This window comes from Kitasatospora sp. NPDC057015, assembly GCF_042673745.1.
Taxonomy (GTDB): domain Bacteria; phylum Actinomycetota; class Actinomycetes; order Streptomycetales; family Streptomycetaceae; genus Kitasatospora.
In genome coordinates this window covers 36,573-52,392 of record NZ_JBHUSG010000054.1, presented here as the reverse complement: position 1 = coordinate 52,392, position 15,820 = coordinate 36,573, and the positions used below count along the sequence as shown (strand labels likewise).

At 71.8% G+C, this 15,820-nt stretch carries 15 protein-coding genes; 4 read left to right on the top strand and 11 right to left on the bottom strand.

Going from position 1 to position 15,820, the window contains the following annotated elements:
• Positions 1-695 precede the first annotated feature (695 nt).
• Positions 696-1,256, bottom strand: coding sequence for a hypothetical protein (locus ACFTWP_RS34790; RefSeq protein WP_380269024.1), 561 nt, complete (start codon positions 1,254-1,256; stop codon positions 696-698).
• A 280-nt stretch (positions 1,257-1,536) separates the two neighbouring features.
• Here ACFTWP_RS34790 and ACFTWP_RS34785 point away from each other — a divergent pair, with 280 nt between their 5' ends.
• Entirely contained in the window at positions 1,537-2,712 is a 1,176-nt protein-coding gene (locus tag ACFTWP_RS34785; RefSeq protein ID WP_380269023.1) for a methyltransferase domain-containing protein, read from the top strand.
• 203 nt (positions 2,713-2,915) lie between these two features.
• Here the strand turns inward: ACFTWP_RS34785 and ACFTWP_RS34780 are convergent, their stop codons facing one another.
• Positions 2,916-3,257 (bottom strand): hypothetical protein, encoded by a 342-nt coding sequence (locus ACFTWP_RS34780; RefSeq protein ID WP_380269022.1) that lies wholly within the window; start codon positions 3,255-3,257, stop codon positions 2,916-2,918.
• Positions 3,223-4,296, bottom strand: coding sequence for a hypothetical protein (locus tag ACFTWP_RS34775; protein ID WP_380269021.1), 1,074 nt, complete (start codon positions 4,294-4,296; stop codon positions 3,223-3,225). The genes ACFTWP_RS34780 and ACFTWP_RS34775 overlap by 35 nt, the downstream gene beginning before the upstream one ends.
• 220 nt (positions 4,297-4,516) lie before the next feature.
• Here ACFTWP_RS34775 and ACFTWP_RS34770 point away from each other — a divergent pair, with 220 nt between their 5' ends.
• Both ACFTWP_RS34770 and ACFTWP_RS34765 read left to right on the top strand, forming a co-directional pair.
• Positions 4,517-5,809, top strand: coding sequence for a competence protein CoiA (locus ACFTWP_RS34770; protein ID WP_380269020.1), 1,293 nt, complete (start codon positions 4,517-4,519; stop codon positions 5,807-5,809).
• A gap of 15 nt (positions 5,810-5,824) precedes the next feature.
• Positions 5,825-6,226, top strand: coding sequence for a hypothetical protein (locus ACFTWP_RS34765; RefSeq protein ID WP_380269019.1), 402 nt, complete (start codon positions 5,825-5,827; stop codon positions 6,224-6,226).
• 62 nt (positions 6,227-6,288) lie between these two features.
• On the opposite strand, the gene ACFTWP_RS34760 is transcribed toward ACFTWP_RS34765, so the two are convergent.
• From ACFTWP_RS34760 to tap, 5 genes are all read right to left on the bottom strand, one after another.
• The gene (locus tag ACFTWP_RS34760; RefSeq protein WP_380269018.1) at positions 6,289-7,815 is read right to left on the bottom strand and encodes a hypothetical protein; all 1,527 of its coding nucleotides are present in this window, start codon (positions 7,813-7,815) and stop codon (positions 6,289-6,291) included.
• Positions 7,816-7,865: 50 nt separating this feature from the next.
• Positions 7,866-8,126: a hypothetical protein gene (locus tag ACFTWP_RS34755; RefSeq protein WP_380269017.1), complete on the bottom strand. Its 261-nt coding sequence runs from the start codon at positions 8,124-8,126 to the stop codon at positions 7,866-7,868.
• A complete protein-coding gene (locus ACFTWP_RS34750) occupies positions 8,123-8,434 on the bottom strand; it encodes a DUF6247 family protein (RefSeq protein WP_380269015.1) in 312 nt (103 codons plus the stop codon). The genes ACFTWP_RS34755 and ACFTWP_RS34750 overlap by 4 nt, the downstream gene beginning before the upstream one ends.
• Before the next feature lie 249 nt (positions 8,435-8,683).
• Positions 8,684-9,241, bottom strand: a complete 558-nt coding sequence (gene tpg / locus ACFTWP_RS34745) for a telomere-protecting terminal protein Tpg (protein WP_380269014.1) — start codon at positions 9,239-9,241, stop codon at positions 8,684-8,686.
• A gap of 6 nt (positions 9,242-9,247) precedes the next feature.
• Complete coding sequence (gene tap / locus ACFTWP_RS34740) at positions 9,248-11,545, bottom strand: telomere-associated protein Tap (protein WP_380269013.1); 2,298 nt, start codon at positions 11,543-11,545, stop codon at positions 9,248-9,250.
• Between the two features lie 205 nt (positions 11,546-11,750).
• Here tap and ACFTWP_RS34735 point away from each other — a divergent pair, with 205 nt between their 5' ends.
• Positions 11,751-12,134, top strand: a complete 384-nt coding sequence (locus tag ACFTWP_RS34735; RefSeq protein ID WP_380269012.1) for a hypothetical protein — start codon at positions 11,751-11,753, stop codon at positions 12,132-12,134.
• A gap of 217 nt (positions 12,135-12,351) precedes the next feature.
• Here the strand turns inward: ACFTWP_RS34735 and ACFTWP_RS34730 are convergent, their stop codons facing one another.
• From ACFTWP_RS34730 to ACFTWP_RS34720, 3 genes are all read right to left on the bottom strand, one after another.
• Positions 12,352-13,284, bottom strand: coding sequence for a hypothetical protein (locus ACFTWP_RS34730; RefSeq protein ID WP_380269011.1), 933 nt, complete (start codon positions 13,282-13,284; stop codon positions 12,352-12,354).
• Positions 13,285-13,489: 205 nt separating this feature from the next.
• Entirely contained in the window at positions 13,490-14,275 is a 786-nt protein-coding gene (locus ACFTWP_RS34725; protein ID WP_380269010.1) for a helix-turn-helix domain-containing protein, read from the bottom strand.
• A 644-nt stretch (positions 14,276-14,919) separates the two neighbouring features.
• On the bottom strand, positions 14,920-15,405 hold the full coding sequence (locus ACFTWP_RS34720) for a hypothetical protein (protein WP_380269009.1): 486 nt from the start codon (positions 15,403-15,405) through the stop codon (positions 14,920-14,922).
• Positions 15,406-15,820: the final 415 nt, after the last annotated feature.

Genomic DNA, 15,820 nt, shown 5'->3' with positions numbered 1-15,820 from the left:
GGAGGTCGAGGACTCGCCCCGGGCCGCGGCCGTCGTGGGTGAACTTCGCCGGGAGGTCGCACCGGGTCACCTGCTGCACGGCTTCGCGCTCACCTGCTGGCTGGAGTGCGGGGCCTGCGACGACGTCCTGGTGCGCCTCGACGACGAGAACGCCCGCACCGGCCGGGCCCGTACCGGGTCGCCGTCGTCCGACCGACCTGGTCCCACCGCCCCGAAACCCCGCCATGGCCCTCGACCGCCGTGTTCGACCAGGCACTCGACGCCCTCGACCGACTCGAGGTCTGCTTCCGCACCACCCCAGACCAGGTGTGAACCCACCGCCCAATGTGGGGCAGCGGGCTCGGGAGCCGGGGGCATGCCATGGCGATCAGGCCGGGCGTCGGGCTGTCACAGGCGCAGGGCCGGCTCGGCAGGCTCCGGTGGACGGCCGCCTGTTGGCGCGGCACGGGGCGGCCGGCCTGTGTACCGGGCCCGGCCGCCCCGAAGCGGCGGCGCTGCACGGTCCGGGCCGTGGGGGTGTACGAGTCGGACTATGTGGAGCAGGCGCAGCCGCACGCCCTGGTCGGGGCGCTCGGTTGGTTCAACGAGCGGAGCGGGCCGCGGGCACGCCCGGGTCGCGGGGGGGGAGACCTGGTATCGGTCACGTGCTGAGCCGCGGGGAGCACCGGAGCGGCTGGCGGGGCGGGCGGCTCCGGTCAGCGGCGGGTGACGGTGAATCCGCTGTCGATCAATGCCTCGGTCCATACCTGTGGGTCGAACCACCGGTCGATGTCCGGCGCCTGGGCGGTGATCGCCTTCATCCGGGTCTGCCAGTCATGTCCGGCCGGGCCGCGGCTGCCTTCACATCCGGTGCAGCCGTCCTCGCCGTGGATGTGGCCGGCCATCCAGGCGTTGGCGGCGACGTTGAGGATGACCGCATACAGGTCGCCGCCGGTTTCGGCGAGCATGTCGGGCACGCCGGCCAGGATCAGTGCCAGCTCGGGGTTGCCGAGAGGGGGCATCGGGGCCTGACCGGCGCCGGAGGCGTTGCTGGAGTCCTCGAACTCCTGCTGTTGGCGGGCGATGGACTCCGCGAGGGCGGCCGCGTCGAAGTACCGCCAGGCGGAGCGCTCCTGGATCCCCAGACGCTCAGCCACCGTTCTGGTGTTGCGTTCGATGACATCGGCGACCGTTCCCGGTCGCACCGTCACCCCCCGCTGTGCCAGTTCGGAGAGGGTCTGTGCCACCGCGTCCTTGAACGCCTTCGTGTTCCTCACGACGAGCAGCGTAGTGCCCGGCCAAGGTGCGCTGCTCCCTCGAAGGCGGTCGTGGCGGGGCGGGGCATCGGGGAGGGCAGCGGGGGGCGGTCTTGTGGGTCGTGCCGGGCGCGGACCACGATGGGGTTTCTTTGAGTGGGAGGGGATTGACGGTGGGTGACGAGAACAAGGGTGGTCCGAACGACGGCGGTGGCGGGGCGCACGCGAAGCCGGGTGGTCCGGAGATCGGGCCCAAGCCCAGTCCGGACGGGCAGAATCCCGAGCCGGATCCCAAGCACAAGTGAGCGCCGACCTCGGGGAGGCCGCCCGGCGGGTGCTCGTCGACCATCTGGCGGGTGCCGGTGCGCTGGACGCCGGGTGGCGTGCGGTGTTCGAGGCTGTCCCGCGTCATCTGTTCCTGCCGCCGGTGTACTGGGAGTTCGTCGACGGCAGCGCTGTCCTTCGCGATCGCGCCGCGGACCCGGACGGGTGGCTGGCCGGCGCTTACCGCGACACTCCGGCCATCACGCAGTGGGACGACGGTGACGAGGTGGCTGGCCGGCGGGACTTCACCTCCAGTCTGAGCATGCCGACGATGGTGGCGCTGATGCTCCGTGACCTTGATGTCGAGGTCGGTCACCGGGTCCGGGAGGTCGGTACCGGGCCGGGCTTCAACGCCGCGCTGTTGGCGCACCGCGTGGGCGCGGGCCGTGTGGTGAGCGTGGAGATCGACAAGGCGGTGGCCGACCTCGCGCGGGCGAACCTGGCCGCGGCGGGCCTGGGAGGGGTGCGGGTCCTGGTCGGGGACGGCGCCGACGCGACGGTCGGCGAAGGCGGGCGGGCCGACCGGTTGATCGCCACCTGCTCCAGCCTGGTCACCGACCTGCCGCTCGCCTGGCTCGACCAGACCTGCCCCGGTGGGCTGATCGTCGCCCCGACGGCGACCCTGTTCGGCGGCGGCGCCGTCGCCCGCCTCCAGGTCGCCGACGACGCCCGCAGCGCGAGTGGGCGGTTCACCGGCTCCTCGGACTTCATGCGGATGCGCCAGCAGCGCTACCAGGCGCCGCCCGTGGACGCCTACCTGCCCGGCGAGTGGCCAGGCGACGCCCAGCGGTCGACCACCGATCTGGACCCGGAGGCCGTCGGCGCCTCCTGGCTCGCGCAGTTCGCCGTCGGCACCCGCCTACCGGACCTGTACTACCGGCGGGCGCCGTACCGGGAGACGGTGACCTGGTGGTTCTTCGACACCGCCGTGACGTCCTGGGCGACGGTCGACTCCGTCCCCGGCGCGGACGAGTACGACGTGCGCCAGTCGGGGCCGCGGCGGCTGTGGGACGAGATCCACGCCGCCTGGAACGCCTGGGACAAGGCCGGGCGCCCCGGCTACGAGCGATTCGGACTGACCGTGACCCGAGCCGGCCAGCGCACCGTATGGCTCGACGACCCAGGCCACCACTGGAACCCGCCCACCCGGTGACCCCCAGCACGCGCGGTCGCCCCGGCGCCTGCCTGCCTGCCTGCCGCGGGACCAGGCACGCAGACGCCAGCAGAAGCCCATCGAGGGCCGCCCGGGCCACCACGTGTCCGGGGCGCAGCAGCACTTCGATGCGCTCGCGGACAAGCGGGTCGAGGGCCTTGAGCACAGCCTGGGCCGCGGTCTCGGTCGCTGGCGGGCGAGCCTCAGTGAAGGGCGGCGGTGATGTCGGCGAGGGCCGCGGGCCCCTGGACCAAGGCGATCACCCCAGCCGCCCGGCTGGCGTTGACGTCGGCGGCCAGCACGTAGAGCGGGGTGATCGGCTCGCCGTCGGGCCGGGACGGGCGGCGGGTGGCGAGGACGGGCGTGGGACAGGCGCGCGGATCACCCGCGGTGGGCGCGGCGATGGTGACCTGCCAACGGCGTCCGGACTGGTCGAAGGCGGGCCGCCCGTCGCTGCCGAAGGGCGCCGCACCGTTTCCGGTCCCAGAAACGCGGGTCTCGTGGGTGCGCCTACCGCTCGGTGTCCAGGAAGCTGGGCTGGACACGCAGGAGGTGGGTCTCGGGGTGGTGGCTCTCGTACAGGGCGAGAAGGTCTTCGTACCGGCCGGCCCCGTACAGCGACCGGGCCGCCTCGTGGTCGTCCATTGCGCAGGCCATGGCCAGGTCCGCCCCGGCCTTCAGAGCACGCTTGCGGCTGGTGTAGGTCCAGATGTCCAGGCGGCCGGAGCCGCTGTAGCCGCGGTGGGCCAGCGTCCACACGGCGGGGGCGAGCTCGGTGGTGGTGTCCCCGCCGGGGTGGAAGACCTGGGAGGACACTTCCTCGTGGATGAAGGCCTCGCCGAGCTTGCGCGGGTCGAAGTCGTTGTCGCGCACGACGGTCAGGTCCCGCTGCAGGCCGTAGGAGGTCAGAGCGACGCGGCCGTCCTCAATCCGGACAGCCCCCACGGCCTCGTAGAGGCGCAGCGTTGCCGTGACGTCCTTGGCCACCATCGCCTTCCAGGTGGCCAGGCCCTGGGGTGGGCGCAGTTCCAGCTGGTAGGGGCCGGCGAGCTCGTTCCAGACCACCTGGGCGGCGTCCTCCTCGGTGAGGGGTCCGGTGCGCAGGCGGCGCCACAGGGCGACCAGGCCGGCGCTGAAGTCGGCCGCTCCCTGGAGGTTGGGGCGCACGAGGTGCCAGCCACGGCGGGTGTCCTCAAGCCGGGGCACGGTCGCGAACAGCACCTTGCGCAGGGCGGTGGGGTTCTCGCCCAGGCGGGTGGCGGCGGACCCGGGGCGCAGCCGGGGGCCGTCGGTGTGGAGCAGGTCGATGCGGTGCGCCCAGGCGAGCAGGCGTTGCAGGCCGTGCAGGTGTGCGGCGGACCGGGTGCCGGTGTCCTGGTCGCCGGTTGCCAGCAGCTCGACCAGGTGCCGCGCGTCCGCGCGGCGCAGCTGCCGCGTGGTGGTCAACTGGCGTCCCTGACCGACCCAGTGCGTCAGGGCGAGCATCTGCTTGACCGCTGTCGGGGGTTGCGCGCGGTCGGCGTCCGCCGGGTCGGGTGCGGCGCCGCTGCGGGCGGTCTTGGGACGGGGCTTGGTATCCGGCACGAACTTGGTCCTTCCTTCCGGCGCGCGGGCGCCTGGGGCGTTGCGCTCTCCAGGTATGCCAGAGCACCGTGCCGACGCGCCCGGAAACGCCTGAAGTAGGGCAGAGGTCTGCCCCGTGTGCTGCCTCTTGGGTGCACACGATCCGGTGACGGGACGCCCGGCTGAGGCCCGGGGCCGTAGGTGCGCGGGGCCCGGGTGCGGGGAAGGGTCTGGGAGGTAGGTGGTTGGGGGCCTGGTCGGTGCGGGCCAAGGGGGTGGGGGATGCGTGGCGATCACCGCTGTGCACGGCGAGCGTGGCCGGCTGGATGCCAGCTTGGAGGACCTCGGGTGTGGATGGGCCTGGGGCGCGGTCCACCGGGCGCGCCCTCGGGTGCCGCTGGCCTGTCCGGAGTGCGGGCACGGGATGCACGCCAAGGTCTCCCGCCACCGGCTGCGGTTCTTCGCCCACGACCCGGGGGCGCCCGACTGCGCGCTGAGCGGCGAGTCGATGGAGCACCACCTGCTGAAGCTGGAGCTGGCGAGCGCCGTACGCGCTGCCGGGTTCCACGCCGAGTTGGAGGTCCGCGGCCCCGGCGGCGACTGGCGGGCCGACGTCATGGCCTCCTCCCCCGACGGAACCGTCCGCATGGCCTGGGAGGCGCAGCTCTCCCCGATCACGGCCGAGGAGGTCGCCCGGCGCACCGCGCGGTTCGCCAAGGACGCGGTGCGGGTGTGCTGGGTGGCCACGAAGCTGCGCCCGTGGGTGGGTGCGGTGCCTTCCGTTCACGTCCGGCCGCCTGGGGAGGAGCGGGCGGGGTGGACGGTGGCCGGCGGGCTGGTGCGGTTCACCGTCGAGAAGTGCGACGAGTGCCTGCTGGGTCGCACCCTGGGGCACGGGCGTTGGCAGCAGGCCACCGCCGACCTTCGGTCCTTCGTCGGCTGGGTCCTGGCCGGCCGTGCGGTGGCGCACCCGGTGCCGGGCGGGCTGGACATCGAGGGGCACCGGTGGGCGGGTGTGTGGAGCGCCGACCGATACATCCGTGCGGACGCCGATCACTCCAGGGAGCGTCACCGGCTGCTCGCCGAGTGGGAGGAGCAGTCCCGCCGCAGGGAGGCGGACCGCCGCCGCGGCCTGGCGCGACAGCGGGCGGCCGCTGCGGCCACCGCCCCGGCCCAGGCGGCGCGGCAGCCCACCGCACCCGACGGGCCCGTGGCGGAGCCCCGGTGGGTAGTCGACCTACCCTCCGGGGAGCGCGAACGCCTGCACGCCGCCGCCGTGTCCCAGGCCTTGGTCCTGGATGGCGTCCATGCGGTGCTCCGGCACCGGGACGGAGACCGGCGCTGGGCCCTGGGCACGGCAATGTTCGTCGGCGGGCGTCCCTACGGCGTCCTGCGGCCCCGGCCCCGGTTCGTCGACTGGAGCCGGCTGGCGGGGCTGGTCATCTTCGTCCGCAACCGGGACGAGTTGCGTCTGCTGGGGCGCACCGCGCCGAACGGCGCCCGGATCGTCGTCCTGCCCGGCGCGGCCCGATGACAGCTGCCCCGTGAGATGTTCCCGTCCTGGCCCCGGGCGCAGCCGGGCGGGCTCGGGAACAGGGGGTGGCTGGGGCTCGGCGTCCCGACGGTTCCCAGCGATTGCCGACCCGCCCTGTGGATCGACGACCACACCCTCGTCTGCGGCACCGGCACAAAGCTCTTCCGGGTCCGCTTCGACGCCGCCTTCACCAAGGCCGAGGCGGTGGATCCGCTTCTGCCCGACACCGACCGCAAGAACCGCAACGTCGTCCTGGCACCCGACGCCAAAGCCATCGCCTTCCTCTCCGAACAGGGCACCACCATCGACCTCTACCGCCTCGACCTGACCGCGGGATCCACCCCACAGAAGATCACAACCGTGTCCTCCGCAGCCGTCAAAGCCCAGGGGGATCCACAACTGATCTCCTGGCAGTAACCCCACCCACCAACCGTCCGAGGGTCGGCCGAGCAAATATGAGGGTCGTGCCCTGTGGATCGTCAGCGGTGGCGCTTCTTCTTCGAGCCGGCGGATACGTTGGGGCGGCTGCCCGGCCGGATGTCGGAGCCGGTGGGTGCGGTCTCGGGTGCAGGGTTGGCAATGGCACCGCGCAGTCGCCGGCCGCGGCGCAACCAGTCCTCGGCCTCCTGGCGCTGCTGCGGGGTGACGCGGTCCCCGGCGGCGTTCAGCGCCGTCGACAGCGAGCGCAGCAGGTGCGTCAGGGTGCGGGGGCCCAGGCCGGTGCCGAGGCGGCGCAGGTCGCGGAGGATGTCCTGCATTCGGCGGTGTGCCGCTGCTGCGGCATCGGGCTGCCGGCTCCGTGGCGGTGGGCCGGCCGGTCGCCCGGCCGGGGCGGCTGTGCGGTCCGGCCGGGTGCGGCGCTCCTGGGCGGGCTGCCGCTCGCCGTTCCCGTCGGCCTGCCGCGCACGCCGTTTCGCTTCCTGGCGCTCCTGCGTGGCCCGGGTCTCCTGCTCGCGCCTGTGGGTGCCGAGCAGGCGCATCGCGGCGGCAACGGTGTCCCGCTCCTCCTGGCTCCGGTGCTTGAGGGAGCGCCGGTCCACGCGTTCCAACAGGGTGCGCGCCGTATCCACCGCGCCGTCGTGCACGGCCTGCCGCAACTGCTCGAGCACCCGCGAGCGTTCCCGCCTCTGCCCGTCCAGCCAGGCCCGCGCCCGCTCCAGCGCGGCGGCCACCAGCTCGGCGCCGGGGCTCTCGTGCAGGCCGGCCGCCTCGATCTCCCGGCATGCCGTCAGCACGGCCAGCCGGGAGCCCGAGGCGATCGCGGCCTGCAGGCGCAGCTCGGGTGGCGTGTGATCCTTTCGGGAGGCGGGCGCGGGTGGCCGCCAGAGTCCTTGGCGGGCGGGGGTGGTGCGGGCGCGGGTGATCCGCTCGACGGCGGGGGTGTGCAGGCCCTCGGGTGTCAGGGTGCAGTCGTCCAGGGCGAACCACTCGGTGCCCCGGGCGAAGGACTGGGTGCCGATGCGGACCCGGCGGGCGGTGCCGACGCTGTCGAACCGCACGCGGTGCACGTAGCGGCGGTCCACCAGTGTCCGGTCGTCGACGGGGACGGACACGCCCAGCACCGGCTCGGTCCTCTCGTCGTCCCACACGGGTGCGATCGCGGCGTCCAGGTGCAGGCGCAGCCCGCGGGCCCGGGGGCCGGGGTGGAGGTCGACGACGGAGCCGAGCGGTGTGCCGTGGCGGACGGTTGCCCGATGGCCCTGGGCGTGGAGCCAGGTCCGGGCGGCGGCGGTGGCGTAGAGGTGGTCGGCGCTGGCCACGTCCCGGGCCCGGCGCTCGCAAACGTGGGCGCCGTTGGGGTCGGGGAAGTGCGCGAAGTGGCACACCCGGTCGGTGTAGAGCTTGGTGGCGAGCCGGCTGCCGCAGCCGCCGAGGAGCAGGCCGCACCAGAAGGTGTCGGCGGCGTGCTCGCGGCGAAAGGCCTCCACCTCGATCGCTTCCAGCGGCAGGATCAGCGGGATATCGGACCTTGCGCCGCCCAGCACCGCGGTCTGGATGCGCCGCATGTCACCCGGCATGATCAACCCCTCCCCCGAAATACCGCCCTGTGTCAGGGTCAGCCGAGCCAGACGATGTCGATGACGTACAACCGCCCCGCCGCGCTGTTGACCAGGTAGATCAGGCTGAGCTGGCCGATGGAGGCGCAGCGCACGTCCTCGCCTTCGGGGTCGGTGGCGTCCCACTGCGGCCAGCCCCAGGGGGTGCGGGAGGCGATGTCGAGGAGGTCGGCGACCATCTGCTGGGCGTGCGGGGGGAGTTGGGTGAGGATTTTGCCGGCCTGTGGGGACAGGCGGGCGGGCCATACCCGGTCGCTCACGGGCGGGGCCCGAGGAATTCGGCGAGGTCGATGCCGTCGTCGTCGTTCATGCCGCCTGCGGTGAAGGCGTCGACGGCGGGTGCGCTGTCCAGGCGGACCTGCCAGGTGCGGACGACCTCGTGCAGCGGGGAGAGGTCGTAGGTCTGGCGGGAGTCCTCCAGTGCCTTGGCCCAGTCCCGTTCGAAGGCCGGCAGCCATCGCTGGGCCCGCTCGGTTCGTTCGGCGCGGATTCGGGCCAGCAGTCGCGCTGCGGCGCGCGGGGCCGGAGCGGGTGGCGGGGCGGGAAGGTGCTCGGGCTGGGCGCTCATGGGGTCCTCCACTTCGTCGTCGGTCACGCTACGGCAATCGGTGCGCATGGTGGCGTGCGCGGCGAATTCTCCTGCCGTGGGCCGTCGGATAGGCCGGGTGACGTCGGCGCCGCGTTCTTTCGCGGCGGGCGGTGCGGTGCCGGAGGCCCTGTGCCCCAGGCACCACGCCACCTCGGCCCCGGACTTTGGATGGTGCGGGCGGCCGGGGCACGTGTCCGTCGCCCGGCCTTTTGAATTCTCTGCCCGAAGTCAGTACTTCACGTCGATGGCCTGGATCCCGGTGAATTCGACTTCGAGTCCGGCGGCGCGTCCGCCGTCCTTGAAATAGATTTCCTGGAATCCCTCGGCCATGATGTCGCGCATCTGTTGGTCGCCGGCGCCCTGGTTCTGGGCGGTGAAGAGGCGCTCGGCGTACCGCGGGGGGAGGTGGACGGTCAGGTGCCGCAGCCGGGCCTCGTCGGTGGTGCCGACGGGGGCGGTGTAGCCGAAGTACGCCCACACCTCGACGGTGATGCCGCCGCTGCTGGCGGCCTTCCTGCGGGCCTGGCGGCGGATGCCGGGCTGCCACACCTTGCGCAGTTCGCGGACCAGGGCCTCGCGCAGTGCAGGGCGCGGGTGCTTGCGCTCACCCTTGAGGTAGCGGCGCACGGTGTTCGGGTCGATGCCCAGGGCGGCGGCGACGGCCTTCTTATCGCCCTTGGCGGCCTTCACCAGGGCCCGCATCTGCGCCTGCGCGGACTTCGGCAGCCGCTGGGTGAAGTGCTCGGGCGCGGCCCGGTCGATCGCGTCGCCGATCTCCTCGGCCATGTCCTCCTACTTCCCGTCGACGATGGTGGAGTCGTAGCCCTTGATGTGCCGGGCCGGGTTGAGCGGCTGCTCGCGCTCCAGCCAGTCCACGACGGTCAGCATCGACTGCACGCCCTCGACCTTGGACAGGCCCGGGGTGGCGCCGAGGCGGAACGTGCCGGGCAGCACGCCCTTGCCGGAGCCGGTCAGCGGCAGGAAGTCCAGCGGGCTGGTGCCCGGGGAGGCGTAGACGACGCAGTCGTTGTTCACGCCGAGCGGGTAGCGGCCGTTCGCCTTCGCCACGTTCGCCATCTTGCGGTGCATGTTCACCCGCGCCTTCGCGATGACCGCCGCCCGGATGTCCGGGCGCCAGGTCGGCCGCTCCAGCGCCGACCACGGCTCGCCCGCCTTGTAGGTCAGGCCCTGCGGGCGCTCGCGCAGCTTCCCGATCCCGAACTTCACCGTCGACTTCACCGCCGACAGCACCATCGCGATCTGGTGGTGACGCCACCCGGCCGCGGTGAGCTGGCCGTCGCTCATCTGGGCCAGGTGCCCCAGGCCCTCGGCGGCCAGCGAGGTGCGCAGCGCGTCCAGGTCGGTGCCCGCGCTCTTGAGGAGGCGGTGGGCGGTCATCGCGGCGAGGAAGGCGCGCTCGTCGGTGTCCTTGTCGACGGGGATGCCGGCCTCGGCCATGGTGGTGACGTAGGCCTCGCGCAGCCGGTCGTGCCACGGGTCCAGGTAGGCGCCGGCGCTCTCGCGCAGGTACGCCTCGATCGGCTGGACGTCGGCGCCGATCTCCACCGCGTAGGCGAGGGTGGGGGTGGCGTACCAGGCCGGTCCCGTCGGCGGCTTGCCCGTCGGGGTGAACGGGCTGGGCAGGCGCGGGTCGGTGGGGATGTGGGACAGGTCGACGAACCAGGAGCCCGGGATCTTCTTGTCGAACACCGGGGTGCTCACGTGGACCGGGCCGGACAGGCCGACGGAGAGTCGGGCGGCGGCGGCGAGGTAGGCGGTGTTGATGTCGATGCCCACCGCGAACGGCTCGATCATCTCCGCCTCGGAGAGCGTCTGAACCGGCCGGATCCACTGGTACGACTCCTCGCCCAGGAACCCGCCCTCCCAGCCCTGAGCGGCCGGGTGCTCGAGCAGGACCTCCGGCGGCGCCGCCTCGTAGACGTCGGTCAGCGCCCCCGGGTTCGGTCCCGACACCCACCCACCCGTCGCCTCGTCGCGCACCGCCCTCGTCGGCGGGCGCAGCGCGGTCATCAGCTCCAGGCCGCAGGTCGCGGTCGAGCCGCGCGGGGTGATGACCCGCTGGGCGTAGATGCCCAGCACGCGGGCCAGATCGGGTGTGGGCAGGCTCGCCGCGTCGCCCCAGGCCCTGGTGTCCAGGGCCCGCCAGGGCAGGACCGCCAGCTGCACGCACTGGCGGCGGCCGTCCTTGAGCGGCCGGTAGATCCGCGCCCACGGGCCGAAGCCGCGGCGGGTGAGCTGCCACTTCGAGCGGGCCAGCGCCTTCACCACCCTGTGGTCCTCCGGCAGCCGCTGCGAGCGGCGCGTCGCCGGGTCGTCGTCCAGGGTGGCCGGCAGCCCGAACCTCTCGGCGGCGGCCGCGGTGAGCACGATCAGCGGGTCACCGTCCCGGCCGTTGCGGTGCAGCCGGGCGGTGCCCAGGCCCGACTCGCCCAGTGCCCAGGTGACCAGCTGCGCCAACGTGGTGGCCGGGCACTCCAGCACCAGGCCGCCGACCCCGTACGCGACACCGTCGCCGTCCAAGACCGCGAGCGGCCCGCTCGGGAACTGCCCGTCGAAGTACGGGGCCGGGCGCGCGGCACGGCGCAGCGGCTGCGGCTGCCCGGCCCGCACCGGCTTCCTCCCGGGGGTGATGTAGGGAGGCTGATCGTCGTCCGGCTCCGCCGGCTCCTGCGAGGTCTCCTCGGCCGGCTCCTGCGCGTCGGCGATGGGTACCGGCTCCGGCTCGACCTGCGGCGCGGCGGCCAAGGCGGGCTTCGCAGCGAAGGCGGCCGGCACCTGCTCGACCGTCGCAGCGGCCGGGGCGGAGGTCGGGGCCGGGTGCTTCGCCGCCCACCCGTCGAGCAGCCGCACGTACGCCTCCAGGCGCGGCGCCTTCGGCGTCGAGCGGCCGTTCTCGTAGTTCTTCACCGTCTGCACCGTCGACCGCAAAACCTTCGCCAGCTGCGCCTGGGTCACCCCGGCAGCCTCCCGAAGACGCGCCCGCTCGGCCGGCTCCGGCAACTGCGAACCCGGCTCGACCCCGGCCAGCAGCGCATCCACAGCCGCGAACAACTCGTCCTGCGTAGGCATGTTGAAGCCTCACCTCCAGAAAGAATCTAACACATCTTTAGCTTTCTGCTTTATCCATTTTCTTTTACCCTTCTAGCTAGTCCCGATGGTCCGGATGGTCTGCACTGCGCTATTTATCGTCAGCTAGACGATAAATAGGTTAGAGCGAAGGCACCGGAAGGCCTGTCCCAAGGGGGACTGCCGGTCGAGTGGCAGGAGAACTTGGATGGCCAGGTCACGGCAGATGGGGACGCTGCGGGAGCCCTTCGAAGCATTCGCCGAGCGTGCCGCCCGGAAGGCGAAGCCAGTGGAAACCGGCGACCTCTACCACTACACGAGCGCCGACGCGGTGATCACCGGGATCCTCGCCACGGGGACATTGCGCCTGGGCCCGTACAAGTCGATGAACGACCTGTGGGAGTCCGACTCGTTCCACCCCACCCTCAGCGTCCACGAGAACGACCAGGCCGACCTGAATTTGCACTTCAGCCTCGGCCCGGCTTCGCCGGCCCCAACCTCGCCCGCCGACGACACCTGGTGGACCAGAGCCAGGCCGCGGCCGAAGGTCGGCGGCAGGGCCGGCGCCGATCAGCTAAGGGCCTGCCGATGATTAACACGCGGGTTTGATCTCCGAGTGGGAGTGGTTGCCTTGCGCGACGACCCGGGCATGGAGGGTGGTCAGCGCTGCGAGCGGCGCCACCAGGAGCCGGCGCCCTTCACCGCGACAGCGGCCGCCTGCTCGCACTCGGCCTCCTGACCGGCCTGCGGGTCGGCCACATTCTGGCGGCACCCGGGGCAGCACCGCTCCGGCGCTCCGCTGGAAGCGTTCAGCGAGGGTGGGCAGCACGGGTCAAGACGGCCCGCAGCCGCTCGCGCAGGCGCGGCAGCGAGTCCCTGGCGCCCAAGAGAGTGAGGAATTCTGCGGTTTCCCAGACAGTGAGCGCACCATTGCGGGCGTGGTACCAGCCGAGTCGCTCGATCCGGTAGTCGTCCTCGTAATCCAGGAGCAGGTAGCCGGCGAGCTGGTGGATGTCCTTTCCGGGAAGCTTGTCCGGGGTGACGGTCGCCTTGACGTCGACGAGGGTGCGATCCGCGATCCAGTCGGCGTCGGCGCCTGCGACATCCGCACTGCCGGCGAAGGTCGGGGCCAGGACGACCAGATCAGGGGCGGTGGCTGCACGCAAAGCCTCCAGTCCTCCATGACGGGAGCGCTCCACCATCGCGACGACGTCCCGCGCCTCATGGTCGGGCACAGCCCGTAGCAGCGCCTCCAGAGTGAGGAAGCCGTCGGCCTGCGCCAGCGCAGTGGACGGCCAGACCTGCCCCGTGCGGAAGACCTCTTCGAACAATGCCGCGACATAGGCGAGGCGGGCGAGGCGCTCCTCCGTCTCACTCGCACGGGAGACGGGCAGTGAACGATCGTCGAGCCGTTCACGGACGATCAGCTCGTCGATCGTGTCGAGCAGCTCAGCGCCGACACGCTGCAGGATCGGGGCGTACTCGCCGGCCATCGAGATCCCGGCGTCCACGGAGCGGCCCCGCAATTGGACCGCCCGCAGCGACCAGCGCAGACGATGGTCGATCGCTGCCCCCAGTGTGCCCCACCGGGTCTCGGCCTGCGGCTCAGGCCGCTGCGTCGGCAGCACGTGCGAGCGGGTCGCCCGGTAGGAGGCCCTCAAGGCCCGCAGGACAGGCAGCTCGCTGTCGAAGAAGACCCGCAGGGCGGAGGTCTTGTCGTCGAGAAGTCGGGTCAGGCTCACAGCAGGTTCTCTTTCTGAACGGAGGTAGTGACGATCAAGGCCGCGAAGAGCGCGGCGATTCGGCCCACCTGCCGCGAAAGGGGACGGGGCGCCGACCGGGGCCCGAGGTGACACCCCGCCCTCTCAAGGAGGGAGAGCAGCGCCGCGGCACGACGAGCACCCATCACCACACACAGGGCCTCAGCAGCGCTCGGCCTTGGCACTGTCACCCGCCGAACTCCTCAGCCTCCGCGACCGCCGGTCCCTGCGCATCGAGCTTGAGCAGTCGCGAGGCAATCGCTCCCTCGTTGCGACCGAACTCCTCGGCCAGTTCACGCAACGACACGCCCTGAGCGCAGCGGTCGAGGAGATCTTCTTCCTCCTCGACCGTCCAGCGCTTGTAGGCGTTGGAATGCTCGCGCCGCTTCTCCTCGACCGTGTAGGCCTTCTCGGCCTCGGGCTGCGCGGGGACAGACCGCGGGGCGGGAACCAGGTCCTCGGGGAACAGGGCCAGGCCCAGGCCGGCGAGCTTCCAGCGGATCGACTTCTCAGAGCGTCCGAGCTGCTGCGCGATGTCGGCCGGGTCCCTCCCCTCGTAGTGGAGGGTGGCCAGTCGGCTCTCCTCCTCACCGCTCCAGAGTTCCCCGGTACGAGGTGGCCGGCGAGGAGCCCGTGGACCGGTCGGAGCGGGCTCCCCGCCGTGCGTACCGTCCGTACCCGTGGCGCCCGTCAGCAGGCGGACGATCAGCGGGATGTCGACGGAGAGGACATCCCCTCGCAGTTCCGTGACCACCTCGCCGCTCGCATCGCAGCCGACGATGCCTACCCGTCCCCGACCGGGAGTGACCGAGTCATACGACAGCTCGTATCGGCGTCCACCGTTCGAGGTATGCGCGGTGATGATCCGTCGGGTCGTCTCCGCAAGCGTCCACTGCTGCGCCGACCGGGGCACCTCCCCCGACGTCCGAACGGCAACCACACCATCCGTTCCCGCGTCAACGTTCGCAGACATCGTTCGATAATCCTTTCCACCCTATCCACCGGCACGGTCGGCCCGGAGCAGCACGAGACCCCCGGACTGCAACCACCCACGCGCCGTACTAGGGTTCGCTGAATACATGACCCAGAGGGCTGACAGATCGTCAGCTCTGCATCTGGAATGGCGATTTGCCCACCATCGATTCCCCTGCGGCCCCGACGATACCAACGGAGCAGACGAACGACACCGAAAGCGAAGAACCTCCGAAAGCATGGGCGCGACGCTGTCACAGGCCCCTGCTACGCTCGGCACACCGCCGCCCTGCGGACCACGACACGTAGGAAACGGACGGGGGCCCATTTCCAGGGCTTCCACAACGCGACACCGGACTCACCGGCCCCACCCGGGGGACAATCCCCACGCCCAAAAAGCATCCGACACGGTGAACTCCCCCGCCACGCAGAGACCGTAGGCCCGCACCGACCACAGCAAAAGCAAGCCAAAGACAGCAAGAGACACGAGGCCCGGCGCAGCACGACGTCGGCACAGCCGGTGCTTCTGGTAAGCCAGCGGCGGAGTGTCCGCCTGTGCGGCCCAGGCACGCCGTTGGCGTAGCAGAGTCAGGTGATGAAAGGACGCCTCGGTGCGCTGGCGGTCGGGGTTGCCGCCGGCGGTGATCAGCAGCTGGGCGGCGGTGTCGGGCCGACTCCATAGGTGGCGCGCAGGCCGGGATTGAGCTCAGTGACGAGGGCGTCGAGAGCGACGGTGAGGGCGTGGTGTTCCTCGGTGAGGGATTGGACGCGCTTGGCGAGGGTCTTGAGCGCGGTCAGGAACGCGATGTGGACGCCGTCGCCGGTCGGGCGGATCCTGGCGAGGGCCTGGGTCCGGTTGTCGCCTTGCAGTGCACCGTACTTGGCGCGGATGTCGCCGGGGGCGCCGATGAGGGCGTGCCCGATCTGATTCAGTGTCGCGGTGCGGGCCTTTGAAGCCGGAGCCGTAGGAGGAATTCCCTCCACTCCGATGGAGGTCACGGTGCCGTGGGCGGTCAGGAACGCGAGCACTGCCGTGTAGCCCAGCACCGTGGTGGGGAACTCGGCGTCGGCGATGTGGCCGCCGCGGTCGGTGACGACCGCAGCGTGGATGGTGTCAGCGTGGGAGTCCACCCCGCCGAATACCGTGTGGCCCGTGGTACCGGGCGCGCTCGGTCCTGCCATGCTGGAACTGCCTTCCTAGCCGGGGGCGCCCGGCCGGGTTGGGCAGACAGGACACTGAGGGGGCCTCTGGGCAGGCTCATGACTTGTTGAATCGGCCCCAGGCGCTCGGTCTGCAGCCGGGGCGTCCAGGGTGTCGGTCGGCACGGACCCGCAGTGCTCCTTGCCGCCACCTGGCTGGCTCTCTAGAAGACTCGCACTCGTTCTGCCTCTCCTCCGAGCGCAGGTGATTCCGCGTCGAGGTACGCGGAGGCAAGGCCGAATGGATCTGCCGACCCACGTGGTCTTGTGCGCGGATCGGACGGACAAGCGAAACCGGACGACGGCGATCACTCGTTCGTGTGATTCCCCTCCCAGGTGAATCGAT

Coding starts and splice junctions, on each gene's coding strand:
- ACFTWP_RS34760 (WP_380269018.1), bottom strand. CDS start 7,815: ATGCGGCGCATCCAGACCGCGGTGCTGGGCGGCGCAAGGTCCGATATC.
- tap (WP_380269013.1), bottom strand. CDS start 11,545: ATGCCTACGCAGGACGAGTTGTTCGCGGCTGTGGATGCGCTGCTGGCC.
- ACFTWP_RS34735 (WP_380269012.1), top strand. CDS start 11,751: ATGGCCAGGTCACGGCAGATGGGGACGCTGCGGGAGCCCTTCGAAGCA.
- ACFTWP_RS34725 (WP_380269010.1), bottom strand. CDS start 14,275: ATGTCTGCGAACGTTGACGCGGGAACGGATGGTGTGGTTGCCGTTCGG.
- ACFTWP_RS34750 (WP_380269015.1), bottom strand. CDS start 8,434: ATGAGCGCCCAGCCCGAGCACCTTCCCGCCCCGCCACCCGCTCCGGCC.
- ACFTWP_RS34765 (WP_380269019.1), top strand. CDS start 5,825: ATGTTCCCGTCCTGGCCCCGGGCGCAGCCGGGCGGGCTCGGGAACAGG.
- tpg (WP_380269014.1), bottom strand. CDS start 9,241: ATGGCCGAGGAGATCGGCGACGCGATCGACCGGGCCGCGCCCGAGCAC.